The organism is Xanthocytophaga agilis, from assembly GCF_030068605.1.
In the GTDB taxonomy this organism is placed as follows: Bacteria; Bacteroidota; Bacteroidia; order Cytophagales; family 172606-1; genus Xanthocytophaga; species Xanthocytophaga agilis.
On record NZ_JASJOU010000006.1, the window covers coordinates 135,669 to 150,357 of the forward strand.

A 14,689-nucleotide genomic window follows, 5' to 3' on the forward strand; every position below is an offset into this window, starting at 1 on the left:
TGCAGTTATTACCAGGTAATATTTGAAGTTTACTTTTGTAGAGTAAAACCTCCATTGAAACATCTCTGCTTTAATTAAACTACATGCGTTACTGTTACGTATTTGTTAAGTTTCTTCTCATACAAGGACTTATATTAAGTTTTCATAATATTTCTAGCCAGGCACAATCTGCTCATTACAACATAAACCAGATGTTCTGGAGTGAAACCACTATTTCCGGATCTATCAACAGTAAGGTTCGCCTCCAGTTAGATTATCAATACCGCACACAAGGCATCTCCGATGATCTGGAGTCTCAAAGAGTAAATAATCAGGTGTCTGATACACGTACAGGATTGTTTACACATGCTTATCAGCAGGTGTTTCGTCCATGGATTGCATATCAAGCAAATAAATATTTTCGTGTTTCATTATCACCTATTGGCTGGTGGGGTACCTGGCGACCTACTGCTGATAACAAAACGACCTTTGAACCAGAACTACGTACAACCACTCAGGTATTATTCTCTTATCCTTTAGGGCGTGTGATATTTGAACAACGTTTTCGGTATGAGTTTCGCTTCTTTGGAAATAGACTTCTCACGGATGGTTCTCAGGGAAAAGATTACTATTCTAATCTGTGGGATAATACAACACGTAAAGGAAGACTACGCTATATGACAAGGGTATTCATACCCCTTACTCAACGTCAGATGAAAGAAAAAACTCTCTACCTGGCTGCTAGCGATGAGATTATGATAGGTATTGGCTCCAATGTTATTCATGAGAAAATATTTGATCAGAACCGTTTGTATGTGGGCCTAGGTTACAAATTTACTCCTCAGTTTCGACTTGAAGCAGGTTATGTAAATCAGTTTCAACCCCAAAAACGCCTCACAGATGGCTCTAAAAACTCAGACATGAATAATATACTGCAGATCTTTATTGTGATTGATGATGTTAACAAAATCTTAAAGAAACTGTAAGAGTACTGTAATAAAAAGAGAGCCCACTGTTTACAAACAGTGGGCTCTCTTTTTATTAGATCGTTACTTTATTTCTTTTTAGGATCTTTTTCCTCTTTTTTGGTAGCAATCAGATCATTTGCATTCAGTTTTTTGGCGATTACATTATAAGGGCCTGATACAACTTCATCCCCTTCCTTTAAGCCACTAACAATCTCAATGTTATCATAATCACTGATACCTGTTTTTACTTCTTTCAGTTCTGCTTTACCATTGTTATTTACAAATACAACTTCTTTAAGCTCCTGAGTGGCTGCAGGCTTTGGTGTAGTTTCTGTGTTATTATTATTGTTATCATTATTAGAAGCAGTAGAAGGAGCTGCCTTACCATCTGGAGTACGTGTAGTTACTGCTGCCAATGGTACAGATAACACACCTGATTTGCGTGCTGTGAGGATCTCAACTGAGGCAGTCATACCAGGGCGGAAAGGAGATAACTTACTTTTTGTACTGACCAACTCCTTATATGATTCCTGTAGAATCCGCACCTTTACCTGAAACTCTGTTACAGCATCTGTTGAAGTTGATTGTGTTGTAGAAGATGCCATCCCATTAGCTGTATTGGCGATTTCTGTTACAATGCCTTTAAACTTCTTCTTCAAACTTGTATAGGAGTCTACTTCTATAATAGCGGTATCACCCAAGTGTACACGCACAATATCATTCTCATTTACATCTGCCTGCACTTCCATATTGTTCAGGTTCGCAATACGTAGCATTTCCGTACCAGCCATTTGAGATGTACCAACCACACGTTCGCCCAGTTCTACATCCAGTTTAGAGATAGTACCACTTACCGGAGCATAGATGGTTGTTTTACGAAGGTTTTCCTGAGCATCCCGTAATCCTGCTTCTGCACTTTGTACCAGGTATCTGGCTGCTGAGATCTGTTCTTCTGCTGCTTTTACATCTTCAACAGCTGCTTTATAGTTTGTCTCTGCCGTTACCCAATCGGTGTTGGAAATAACATTTTGCTCAAATAGCCCTTTATTTCTCTTGTACTCTATCTCTGCCTGAGCAAGCTGAACCTTAGCCCGTGAAAGTTGTACATTTGATTGGGCCAGACTTGCTTTGTTATTATTGACCGTAGCTCGGGCACGATCAACCGCTGAAATATAGTTATCAGGCCGTATTCTAACCAGTAATTGTCCTTTTACTACAGAGTCTCCTTCATTGACAGGTAATTCTATGATCTCACCTGATACATCAGGACTAATCTTTACCTCTACTTCTGGTTGAACTTTTCCAGAGGCACTTACCTTCTCAATGATTTCGGTTTTCTTAGCTTTGGCTAGTTCTACTTCGGTTGGTTTTTCTTTGCCGATCCATCCGGCTTTTTTGCCAACAAAAGCAAACACCAGAAGTAATACAACTACCGAAACAAGAATAATTAACAAGCGATTTGTTTTCTTCTTTGCCATTGAGGTACAGATAAGAGGTAAGTATGGTAAACAATTTAATATATTTTGTAAAGGATCAGTTATTGACTCTTTTTATTCAAAAGTAAGCGGCTTGTTCTGATAGAAATCAAGAATTTTCACACGGAAATAATAAGTATATTTAGAGTTGATCAGGTTGGCCTGAGCTCTGGCCAGATTGTTTTTTGATGTATTATAGTCTAATGAATTAGCAAGGCCTGCACTAAAACGAGCTTCGTTTGATTTAAACGAAAGATCCTGAGCTGCTACCTGGTCTCTGTTTGCCTGGTATTGAGATGAAGCAGCACGGAGGTCATTGTAGGCCTGTTCAATGTTCTGACGTAGGGTTACACGGGTACTTTGTGCATCAAGTTCATAAGACTTACGTTGTACTATTGTCTTGCTAATATTGTTCCGATATTGCCAGCCATTGATAATTGGAATAGATAAACTAAAACCTACATATTGACCTAAGTTATCACTTATTTGTGAGCCAAAGCTGTATTTTTCCTGAGTATAGGTTGTTGATTTTTGAATAGAAGTTACAGTATAAGGTACTCCATCTACAGTAACATTACCTATTGTAGGATATACTTCTCCTGTTTTAACATATTTGGATTGACCACTTGAGTAGTATGTATTCAACCCTGCAGACAAATATAATCGAGGGAATAAATACCCACGTGCAGACATAATCGAATACTTACTGCTTTCAACACGGATGTCTGCTGCTTTAATACTAGGTTGAGTTCTAAGCGCTTCATCATAAATGTTGGCAGCTGTTTGTGGATATGGATTGATAGTTGGATCTGGAAGCTCAATCTTTTCAACTTCAAAGTTATCCTGTGCTGGAAGATTCATCGCCTGCATCAGATTTAACTTTGCTAGTCGAAGGTTATTTTCGGCAGTAGTTAAACTTAGTTGATCATTCGCTAATTGAGCTTGCAGGTCAAAAAGGTTAGTTTGTGGAAGTGAGCCTGCCTTCACCAGTTTATCCGTACGCTCCACTTGTAAACGACTTACTTCAAGCTGGCTGGTTGCTGCTGCAACTAACTCCTGATTTTGCAACACTTGTAAATAATACAATGCCACATTAAGACTTACATTGTATTTGGATTGTTCAATGTCTTCCTGGGTTGCCTGATATAATCGTTGATTTTGTTTGTATGCATGTATCTGTTGCCCACCCTGAAATAAGAGAACGTTACCAGAGATACCATAATTACCCGTTTGTGTAGTCTGATTAACGAATTGGTTGGTTGTTGGATCAACATATCGACCAAAGTTCCATTGAAGAGATCCATTACCTGTTATAGTCGGTAAGAATGCCATTTTAGATTGGAAGTATGTTACCTCACTTGTTCTTGCCTGAAGTTCACTTTTCTTAATTGTGATGCTATTTTGCATAGCGTAATCCACTGCTTCACGCAATGACCAGATGTCATCATTGTTGACCTGTTTTTGAGCTTGGCTTTGAGCTTGTATGCTGCTTATACTTAAGGCTAGTAAGCCAGTTAAAGCAGCTTTTTTTAACGTTTTCATAGGTAAAGTTTTCAGAGATTTCATAAAGATGATAGTTTTGGTGTCCGGAAGCTATTTTCCTAAGTTTATGCCAAAATCCTATTTTATTGATTACCAGTTGGTTGTGTCGAGCTGGTTGTTCATAATTGAACACCTGTGTTCGTTTCCGGACATTCTCTGCCAGTAAAAAAGTTTGATTTTTTCTGTAGGGACTTGAGCAATATTACGTATATGCAGGTTTTGTCTGAAAAAAATAATGATAAATGGTGAAATGATTCCATGAAGGCAGTATTTAATTTTATGGTGGTAGAGATGGAGAATATCTCTGACAATTTGGATAACAGAGCCTTTCGATATGGAGATGGTTTGTTTGAAACAATAATTGTGCAGAATAAAAGAATTTCTTTTTTAAAAGACCATTGCGAGAGGCTTTTGGATGGGATGAATACGCTTCAGATGAACGTACCTGCGGGCTTTTCTCTAGATTATCTGCAAAGGGAGATCATGCAATTGTGTGAATTGGTCGGATTGCCTCATGATGCCCGATTACGGCTTCAGGTGTGGCGTAAGCCAGGAGGATTATATACACCTGAATCGAATGAAATTGATTTTTTGCTAACCGCCCTTCCTCTTACACGTCCTAGTATTTCTATAAAGAATAGACTTATCTTTTATGAGGATATCCGATTACATCATTCTATTTTGTCACCCTATAAAACCAGTTCCGCTTTACCTTATGTAATGGCAGGTATTGCCCGTAAAAATGCAGGTGTAGATGACGTTATTTTGATAGATGTATATGGGCATATAGCAGAATGTGTAGCTTCCAATATTTTCTGGATTAAGGGAAATGTTTTGTATACGTCTGGTTTGGAGAGTGGATGTATTGCAGGTATTATGAGAAAAAATGTTCTGAAAGAAGCTGCTTTGAGGTTTGAAAAAGTAAAGGAAGGCTTATTTTACAAAGAAACCTTATTAACTGCTGATACAGTTTTTACCTGTAATGTTGCAGGTATTCAATTAGTAAAAGAAATTAATGGAGTATCATTTCATACAGATACTCCATTAACAGATTGGTTTTCATGGTTATTGTCAGGAAACCAGTAAAGTTTGCGAGTCTAATGTAAAATTTCCCGTCCGATTACCATTTTCTGTATCTCACTGGTACCTTCTCCAATAGTACAAAGTTTGGCATCACGATAGTATTTTTCAACAGGAAAATCTTTGATATATCCATACCCTCCAAAGATCTGGACTGCCTCATTCGCAACTTTTACAGCAACTTCTGACGTATAATACTTAGCCATGGCAGAAGCCTTAGATACAGGTAACTTTCGATCTTTCAGATCTGCAGCCTGATAAGTTAAGAGACGGGCTGCTTCGATTTGTGTTGCCATATCTGCCAGTTTGAATTGAATAGCCTGAAAATCTGCAATAGGCTTTCCAAACTGATGACGTTCTTTGGCATATTGAAGTGCTGCTTCGTAGGCTCCTATAGCTATTCCAATACTTAAGGCAGCAATGGATATACGCCCGCCATCCAGAATGGCAAGTGCTTGTTTAAAGCCTTCGCCTACTTTACCTAGGAGTTGACTCTTATGTATTCGGCAATCCTGAAATATTAACTCTGTTGTTTCAGATGCCCGCATACCTAGTTTGTCTTCCTTTTTACCAGCAAAAAATCCAGGTGTGTTCTTTTCTATAATAAACGCAGATGCATTTGTGTGTGTATTCGGTGCACCTGTACGAGCAATGATAACTGCCACATCTCCGGATTTTCCATGTGTAATAAAGTTCTTGCTACCATTTAATATCCAGTAATCCCCATCCTGTATAGCTACAGTGCGCATGTTACCAGCATCAGACCCGGTATTTGGTTCTGTGAGGCCCCATGCTCCTATCCATTGACCTGTAGCTAATTTAGGGATATACTGATACTTTTGATCTTCATTTCCAAATTGTAAGATATGATTTGTACACAAAGAGTTATGAGCTGCCATGGAAAGTCCAATGGCTCCATCTACCTTGGCTATCTCAACAATAGCTGTTACATAAGCTACATAGTTGAGTCCTGCACCACCATATACATCTGGTACAAGTACTCCCATTAAACCTAGTTCTCCTAACTGGTTAAATAATTCTACTGGAAAATGTTGCTTCTCGTCCCACTCTCTTACAAAAGGACCAATATGCCTGAGGGCAAATTCTCGTGTACTCTGAGCTATCAAGTCCAGGTTTTCGAATGTCTCTGTTACCATAGCTATCATTTAGATTTATAGTTGTTGAGAAGGTGATACATTGGTCTAATCTAATCAAATAAGCAATCAGGCAATGTGTGTCTCTAATATTCAAAAAAATATCGAATAAGTACAGTTTTAGTATGACTAAATCTTACATTAACAAAACGAAAGAAGAAATTCCAGAAAAATTAAACTTGTGATTACTTCAAAATATTTACTTTTGATTCCAGATTTGTATAAACACTCATGTTTGGGTGCCTAATTGAAAAAATCACACATTTTAAAAAGAAAAATTATATATCAATCAGTTAAAACCTCACAAACCTTTATTTTATGAAAATTGCTGTTGTCGGAACCGGATATGTTGGTCTTGTAACCGGAACTTGTTTTGCTGAAACGGGGAACCGTGTTACTTGTGTTGATATTGATGTTAATAAAATTGAAAAGCTGAAAAGTGGTGTCATTACTATATATGAACCAGGCCTTGATGTGTTATTTGACCGTAACATCAAAGAAGGGCGATTGCTTTTCACTACTAATCTGGCCGAAGGCATAAAAGATGCAGAAGTTATCTTTTTAGCTTTGCCAACACCTCCCGGAGAAGATGGTTCAGCAGATCTTAAGTATATATTGAAAGTAGCTGATGACTTAGGTCCATTACTGGCAGATTATGCAGTAATTGTTGATAAAAGTACTGTACCTGTAGGAACAGCTGAAAAGGTACATGCACGCATTGCTAAAAATGCTAAAGTTGAATTTGATGTTGTTTCCAATCCGGAGTTCTTACGTGAAGGTGTGGCTGTAGAAGATTTTATGAAGCCAGACCGGGTGGTAATTGGTACAAATTCAGAGAAGGCACGTAAAGTAATGAGCAAATTATATGCTCCACTGGTACGTCAGGGTAATCCTGTCATCTTCATGGATGAACGTTCTGCAGAAATGACAAAATATGCTGCCAATGCATTTTTGGCTACCAAGATCACATTCATGAATGAAATTGCCAATTTATGTGAAAAAGTTGGTGCAAACGTAGATGATATTCGTCGTGGTATTGGGACAGATTCACGCATTGGCAAACGATTCCTTTTTGCAGGTATTGGATACGGTGGAAGTTGTTTTCCAAAAGATGTGCAGGCTTTGCATAAGACTTCCGAAGAATATTCTTATGATTTCAAGATTCTGGAAGCTGTCATGGGAGTAAATGAAAATCAGAAAACAAAACTTCTTCCCAAAATCAAACAATATTTTAACCACGACTTGTCTGGTAAAACTATTGCTGTTTGGGGGCTGGCCTTCAAACCTTATACAGATGATATACGCGAAGCACCTGCGTTGGAAAATATTAAAGAATTAGTAGCTGCTGGTGCTAATGTGCGTGCATATGATCCAGAGGCTATGGAAAATGTTAAACGTATTCTGGGGGATCAGATTATCTATACAAATAGTCCTTATGAAGCATTGGAAGGCGCAGATGCTTTGTTTATTGTAACAGAATGGCCAGAATTCCGTTCTCCAGAATTTGAGCGAATCAGTAGTTTATTGAAGAATAAAGTGATCTTTGATGGCCGGAATGTATTTGAACTTGATCAAATGCGTGAACTAGGCTATACTTACTATAGTATAGGCAGAGATGTTGTAGCCTAAGTTTATTTCCTGATTCAGGAATCTCTGATAAAATTATAAAAGACTGTTTTCTATCTTCATTGAGAGATCAGAAATGCCTAACGTAACTATATGAAAAGAGTACTCATCACCGGAGGAGCCGGTTTCTTAGGGTCGCACTTATGTGATCGTTTTATTAAAGAAGGCTATCATGTAATAGCTATGGATAACCTGATCACAGGTGATCTGCGTAATATTGAACATCTGTTCAAGCTGCCAAACTTTGAATTCTATCATCATGATGTTTCAAAGTTTGTACATGTTCCAGGACAGTTGGATTATATCTTACATTTTGCTTCTCCTGCCAGTCCTATTGATTATCTGAAGATACCAATCCAGACGTTAAAAGTTGGATCTTTAGGGACTCATAATCTGCTGGGACTTGCTCGTGCAAAGGGAGCACGTATACTGGTTGCTTCTACATCCGAAGTATATGGAGATCCTCTGGTACACCCACAAAAAGAAGATTACTGGGGAAATGTAAACCCTGTAGGCCCTCGTGGAGTATACGATGAAGCAAAACGTTTTCAGGAAGCCATCACTATGGCTTACCACACGTATCATGGTGTAGAAACCCGTATTATACGTATCTTTAATACCTATGGCCCTAGAATGCGTTTGGATGATGGCCGGGTATTGCCTGCATTCATTGGCCAAGCTTTACGTGGTGAAGACCTTACCTGCTTTGGTGATGGCTCACAAACCCGTTCATTCTGTTATGTAGATGATCTTGTTGAAGGTATTTATCGGTTGTTGCTAAGTGATTATGCCTCTCCGGTTAATATTGGCAATCCTTCTGAGATTACAATCAAACAATTTGGTGAAGAGATTATCAAATTAACAGGCACTCAGCAAAAGTTGATTTATAAGCCACTTCCACAGGATGATCCTAAGCAGCGCCAGCCAGATATCACTCTGGCAAAAAAGATCCTGGGATGGGAGCCAAAGGTATCACGCGAAGAAGGATTAAAAATTACATATGAGTATTTTAAAAAAATAGTTTCTCAAGAGAAAAAATAACGCCTATCTTGTTTTGTGTAGGCAGTTATCAGATGTGATTAGTGGAAAATTCACTAAAAACATACTGATAGCTGCCTATTTTTTTTTGAAAAAGACTCAGGTTGCCAAAAAGATACTATTTTTGAGGCATTAATTTATTCACACATATACTCATCTAGTTATTCTGTCAGTGTATAATCAGCTTGTTACCAAGGAAAAAATATTAGCCGTCATCGGATTAGGCTATGTAGGACTCCCTATTGCATTGGCCTTTGCCAGAAAAATCAAAGTCATTGGATTTGATATCAATGCTAAACGTATTCAGCTAATGCAGCAAGGTATTGATCCTAGTGGGGAACTTGATTCATCAGAGTTTACAGGTTGTGATATTACCTTTACTGATTCTCTGGATGTTTTGAGGCAGGCTTCATTCTTTATTGTGGCCGTTCCTACACCTATTGACGCACATACAATGCCTGATTTAAAACCTTTAATAGGTGCTTCAGTTTCAGTTGGAAAAGTGCTCGAACAGGGAGACTATGTTGTATATGAGTCAACAGTTTATCCCGGCTGTACAGAAGAGGACTGCATTCCTATTTTAGAAAGAGAGTCTGGATTGAAGTTTCCAAATGATTTTAAAGTTGGATACTCTCCTGAACGTATCAATCCTGGTGATAAAGAACATACACTCTCAAAAATTACAAAGGTGGTTTCTGGATGCGATGTTGAATCATTAGATATAATTGCAAAAGTATATGAGTTGGTTGTGGATGCAGGAGTCTATAAAGCGTCATCTATTAAAGTTGCGGAGGCTGCAAAGATTATTGAAAATACACAGAGAGATCTTAATATTGCATTGATGAATGAACTTTCTATGATCTTTGATAAAATGAAGATCAATACGTATGAGGTTCTGGAGGCGGCTGGTACTAAGTGGAATTTTCTCAAATTTAGTCCAGGTTTGGTAGGTGGTCATTGTATAGGTGTAGATCCCTACTATCTGACCTATAAATCAAAGGAGTTGGGACATACTCCGGAAGTAATTCTGAGTGGACGTCAGATTAATGACTCCATGGGAGCCTATGTGGCGAAAAAAACTGTTCAGTTAATGGCTAAACAGGGCAAAGATATTACCAAGTCACGGGTACTGGTTATGGGGGCAACCTTCAAAGAAAACGTAGAAGATATACGTAACTCTAAAGTGGCTGATGTTGTGAGTGAACTTATTAACTTTAGTGTACAGGTTGATGTAGTAGATCCACATGCTGATTCAGAAGAATTAACCCATGAATATGGTTTTGGGCTGATAGAGAAACCCCAGGGACAATATGATGCAATTGTAGTTGCCGTGAATCACAAGCCCTATCTGACATTAGAAGAGTCTTATTTTCATTCACTTAGTAATGGAAGTGGTATATTAGTAGATATCAAAGGTGTTTTCCGAAATAAGATTCAGAAGTTAATCTACTGGTCCCTATAATTAGTGTTACTTGTAAAATAAAAATGCTTTGGTATTTCAGGACTTTGTTTATATATTAAATTGCTAACATACACATAATCAGTTAAATGAGTAAGATATTAGTAACTGGAGGTGCCGGCTTTATTGGCTCTCATACTGTAGTTGAGCTATACCAATCTGGTTATGAGCCAATCATTGTCGATAATTTTTCCAACTCAGAGAGAAGTGTATTAAAAGGTATAGAAACAATTATTGGTAAAGCTCCCAAAATCTATGCAATAGATTGCAATGATAAATTGGAGATGGAAGAAATATTCCAGCAGGAGAAATCAATACAGGGTATTATCCATTTTGCAGCTTATAAAGCTGTAGGAGAATCTGTAGAAAAACCGTTGGAGTACTTTCACAATAACCTTGGCTCTATGCAGGTGTTATTGGAACTGATGTTGCAATACAATACAAGCCAATTGGTATTTTCATCTTCCTGTACAGTATATGGACAGCCTGAGAAGTTACCTGTTACAGAACAAACGCCTTTCCTACCTGCTCAGTCTCCATATGGAGCAACAAAGCAGATGTGTGAAGAAATACTTCGTCAGACTGTAGCTATTGGACATAAGCCTCTCAAAGCAATATCTTTACGTTATTTTAATCCAGTGGGCGCCCATCCTTCTGCTCAAATTGGTGAATTACCAAGAGGAGTACCTGGAAACCTTGTTCCGTTCATTACCCAATCTGCGGCAGGATTACGCCCTCCTATTACAGTTTTTGGTAATGATTATAATACTTCAGATGGTACCTGTGTACGAGATTTTATTCATGTTGTGGACTTGGCAAAAGCGCATGTGAAAGCCTTACAACTATTAGAAAAAGAAACCTCAGACTCATATTATGAGGTTTTCAATATTGGCACTGGTAAGGGAAGCACTGTATTAGAAGCTATTCATGCTTTTGAAGAGGCTACTGGTATAAAGTTACAATACAAAATTGGTCCACGCCGACCTGGTGATATAGAAAAAATTTATGCAGAGGTAAATAAATCTTCAGAAGTATTAAACTGGCACACAGAACTTTCCTTGAAGGAAGCTATGCGAGATGCCTGGAACTGGCAACAAAAATTACAATCTAAATAATAAGAACAAGACAATAATTTTCTGATAGAGGTCAAAGAAGTTTACACTGTCTGAAGTTTTGAATCAAGATATTATGAAAAAGATACTTATCACTGGAGGAGCAGGTTTTATAGGATCGCATGTTGTAAGACGATTTGTAAACCGTTATTCAGATTACCATATTTTTAATCTTGACAAACTTACCTATGCTGGTAATTTGGCTAACCTGAAAGATATTGAGAATGCATCAAACTACACTTTTATAAAAGGAGATATTACGGATGCAGAAGCTCTGAAGGTTTTATTTACACTACATAACTTTGACGGGGTAATTCATCTGGCAGCTGAGAGCCATGTAGATCGTTCTATTAAAGACCCACTGGCATTTGTCCATACAAATGTAATTGGTACAGTACAACTACTCAATGCTGCGAAGGAAGCTTGGAAGGATGATCTGGATAATCATTTATTTTATCATGTATCTACTGATGAGGTATATGGCTCCCTGCATAATCCGGATGAATTCTTTACAGAAGAGACATCATACGATCCCCAATCTCCTTATTCTGCATCCAAAGCAGCTTCTGACCATTTTGTACGAGCATACCATAATACATACAAACTGCCTGTTGTATTATCTAATTGCTCTAATAATTATGGACCTAACCATTTTCCTGAAAAGCTAATCCCTTTATGTATTAACAATATCAAAAACTATAAGCCTCTACCTATTTATGGAAAGGGGGAAAATGTTAGAGATTGGTTATATGTTCTGGATCATGCTGCTGCTATAGATGTAGTTTTTCATAAAGGAAAAATTGGCGAAACCTACAACATAGGTGGTTTTAATGAATGGACAAATATAGACCTAGTTCGTTTGTTATGTCGTATTATGGATAGAAAGCTTAATAGAATTGAAGGTGAGTCTGAGAAGCTTATCACTTTTGTAACTGATCGGGCCGGACATGATCTTCGTTATGCTATTGATGCTCAAAAAATAATGAATGATTTGGGGTGGAAACCTTCACTTCAATTTGAAGAAGGACTGGAAAAAACAGTAGATTGGTATTTAACCAATACAGAATGGCTTGAAAATGTAACCTCTGGCGCTTATCAGGACTATTACACTAAACAATATCAACATTCATAATTTTAATTTGCTGATTGTAAAAGGCAATCTTGTATAATGTCTTATTATTAGCAATATGACATTATACAGTATATATCTTCTGACCTTTTTATGTACGAAACACCTTTTCATACAAAAGATTTATCTTCTTATAATTTTCTAGTAACGGGAGGAGCCGGATTTATTGGATCTAATCTGGTTGAGTATCTGCTGAAATATAATGCAGGCAAGGTTCGTGTGTTGGACAATTTATCTACTGGCTATCGGGCAAATTTGGAGACATTTATGTCATATTCAAACTTTGAATTTATAGAGGGTGATATTCGTAATCTGGAGACATGTCAGACCGCTTGTCAGAATATTGATATTGTACTGCATCAGGCTGCTCTGGGATCTGTGCCACGTAGTGTAAATGATCCTATCACAACTAACACTGTGAATATTGATGGATTTTTGAATATGTTAGTTGCTGCCAGAGATGCGAAAGTGAAACGGTTTGTCTATGCTGCTTCATCCTCAACCTATGGTGATAGTAAAAAGCTTCCTAAGATAGAGGATGAAATCGGAAGACCGCTTTCTCCTTATGCAGTAACTAAATATGTGAATGAATTGTATGCAGATGTATTTGGCAAAACATATGGCATGCAAATCATCGGATTACGTTATTTCAATGTGTTTGGCCCAAGACAAAGTCCTCAGGGGGCATACGCTGCTGTAATTCCATTAATGATTGATGCATTACGAAATGGAGTATCGCCTAGAATATTTGGTGATGGAGAGCAAACTCGTGATTTCACCTTTGTTGCAAACGCAGTACAAGCAAATATTAAGGCAGCCTTTGCTTCTGAAGATGCTGTTAATCAGGTTTATAATATTGCTGTTGGTGAGCGAACTTCATTAAATCAATTGTTTTCTATTCTGAAAGATCATATTAATCCTGTCATTGTTGCTGAACATGCACCTAACCGAGCAGGAGATATTCGGGATAGTCTTGCAGATATTTCAAAAGCAACTCGCTTACTGGGTTATGATCCTAAAGTTCGGTTTGAGCAGGGCTTAAAAATTACCGTCGAGTGGTTCAGAGATAATTACACAGCTTGATCAGCAACATCATAAAATAATCTCAAGACAGGTATTTAGTATTCAATACTCACTCTTAATAAGCTTATATGAAAGGTATTATACTTGCGGGTGGATCTGGAACCCGCCTGCATCCACTTACACTGGCAGTAAGTAAACAATTAATGCCAGTGTATGATAAGCCCATGATTTATTATCCATTATCTACTTTAATGCTTGCAGGCATTAAAGACATATTGTTTATATCTACTCCCCATGACATGCCTATGTTCCAAAAGCTTTTAGGTGATGGATCACGTCTGGGATGCAATTTCTCTTATGCTATTCAGCCTAGTCCTGATGGATTAGCCCAAGCTTTTATCATTGGAAAGGAATTTGTTGGAAATGATAAGGCTGCCCTCGTTTTAGGAGATAATATATTTTATGGAAGTGGTTTGGGAAAATTATTGAAGCAGCATAATGACCCAGTTGGAGGAAGAGTATTTGCCTACCATGTGACAGACCCGGAGCGATATGGTGTTGTTGAGTTTGATAAAAATATGAAAGCGGTTTCTATTGAAGAAAAACCTGCCAAACCCAAATCCAACTATGCGGTTCCTGGCTTATATTTTTATGATAATGATGTAGTGGAAATTGCTAAAAATTTAAAACCTAGTCCAAGAGGTGAACTGGAGATAACAGATGTAAATCGAAAATACCTTGAAGAGGGTAAGTTGCATGTTGGTGTTTTGGATCGGGGTACTGCCTGGCTGGATACAGGAACATTTACTTCACTAATGCAGGCTGGTACTTTTGTACAGGTAATAGAGGAGCGTCAGGGTTTAAAAATTGGTTGTATTGAAGAGGTGGCTTATCGGGAAGGTTTTATTTCTGCTAGTCAACTTGAAGAAATTGCACAACCTCTTGTAAAAAGTGGGTACGGCAAGTATCTGATGAGTGTACTTGGGTGATTTTTATTATAAAAAATCAAAGTTTAAAGTAAATAAAGAGGGAATAAAACTTAAGCAATCATACTAGCTTACTTAAGTTTTGTTCCCTCTTTATTTTAATAGCAATCCGATCATT

Annotated in this window: 12 protein-coding genes; 9 read left to right on the forward strand and 3 right to left on the reverse strand. The window is 37.7% G+C overall.

From position 1 onward, the window contains the following. Positions 1–191 precede the first annotated feature (191 nt). Complete coding sequence (locus tag QNI22_RS18655; protein ID WP_314512952.1) at positions 192–965, forward strand: DUF2490 domain-containing protein; 774 nt, start codon at positions 192–194, stop codon at positions 963–965. 68 nt (positions 966–1,033) lie between these two features. On the opposite strand, the gene QNI22_RS18660 is transcribed toward QNI22_RS18655, so the two are convergent. Together QNI22_RS18660 and QNI22_RS18665 are read right to left on the reverse strand one after the other, a co-directional pair. After that, positions 1,034–2,425 carry an efflux RND transporter periplasmic adaptor subunit gene (locus QNI22_RS18660; RefSeq protein ID WP_314512953.1) on the reverse strand — a complete coding sequence of 464 codons (1,392 nt, stop codon included), beginning with the start codon at positions 2,423–2,425 and terminating at the stop codon, positions 1,034–1,036. 72 nt (positions 2,426–2,497) lie between these two features. After that, positions 2,498–3,964: a TolC family protein gene (locus QNI22_RS18665; RefSeq protein WP_314512955.1), complete on the reverse strand. Its 1,467-nt coding sequence runs from the start codon at positions 3,962–3,964 to the stop codon at positions 2,498–2,500. A 258-nt stretch (positions 3,965–4,222) separates the two neighbouring features. On the opposite strand from QNI22_RS18665, the gene QNI22_RS18670 reads away from it, so the two are divergent. After that, entirely contained in the window at positions 4,223–5,050 is an 828-nt protein-coding gene (locus QNI22_RS18670; RefSeq protein WP_314512957.1) for an aminotransferase class IV, read from the forward strand. 11 nt (positions 5,051–5,061) lie between these two features. Here QNI22_RS18670 and QNI22_RS18675 read toward each other — a convergent pair whose 3' ends face one another. Continuing rightward, positions 5,062–6,201 carry an acyl-CoA dehydrogenase family protein gene (locus QNI22_RS18675; protein ID WP_314512959.1) on the reverse strand — a complete coding sequence of 380 codons (1,140 nt, stop codon included), beginning with the start codon at positions 6,199–6,201 and terminating at the stop codon, positions 5,062–5,064. 315 nt (positions 6,202–6,516) lie between these two features. On the opposite strand from QNI22_RS18675, the gene QNI22_RS18680 reads away from it, so the two are divergent. From QNI22_RS18680 to rfbA, 7 genes are all read left to right on the forward strand, one after another. Further along, positions 6,517–7,827 (forward strand): UDP-glucose dehydrogenase family protein, encoded by a 1,311-nt coding sequence (locus QNI22_RS18680; protein ID WP_314512961.1) that lies wholly within the window; start codon positions 6,517–6,519, stop codon positions 7,825–7,827. Positions 7,828–7,917: 90 nt separating this feature from the next. Next, the gene (locus QNI22_RS18685; RefSeq protein WP_314512963.1) at positions 7,918–8,865 is read left to right on the forward strand and encodes a UDP-glucuronic acid decarboxylase family protein; all 948 of its coding nucleotides are present in this window, start codon (positions 7,918–7,920) and stop codon (positions 8,863–8,865) included. Between the two features lie 169 nt (positions 8,866–9,034). Further along, a complete protein-coding gene (locus QNI22_RS18690; protein WP_314512965.1) occupies positions 9,035–10,324 on the forward strand; it encodes a nucleotide sugar dehydrogenase in 1,290 nt (429 codons plus the stop codon). A gap of 86 nt (positions 10,325–10,410) precedes the next feature. Next, on the forward strand, positions 10,411–11,436 hold the full coding sequence (gene galE, locus QNI22_RS18695) for a UDP-glucose 4-epimerase GalE (protein ID WP_314512967.1): 1,026 nt from the start codon (positions 10,411–10,413) through the stop codon (positions 11,434–11,436). Positions 11,437–11,509: 73 nt separating this feature from the next. Continuing rightward, positions 11,510–12,565 (forward strand): dTDP-glucose 4,6-dehydratase, encoded by a 1,056-nt coding sequence (gene rfbB, locus QNI22_RS18700; RefSeq protein WP_314512969.1) that lies wholly within the window; start codon positions 11,510–11,512, stop codon positions 12,563–12,565. 90 nt (positions 12,566–12,655) lie between these two features. Next, on the forward strand, positions 12,656–13,645 hold the full coding sequence (locus QNI22_RS18705; protein WP_314512971.1) for an SDR family oxidoreductase: 990 nt from the start codon (positions 12,656–12,658) through the stop codon (positions 13,643–13,645). A gap of 68 nt (positions 13,646–13,713) precedes the next feature. Next, positions 13,714–14,574, forward strand: a complete 861-nt coding sequence (gene rfbA, locus QNI22_RS18710) for a glucose-1-phosphate thymidylyltransferase RfbA (RefSeq protein ID WP_314512973.1) — start codon at positions 13,714–13,716, stop codon at positions 14,572–14,574. Positions 14,575–14,689: the final 115 nt, after the last annotated feature.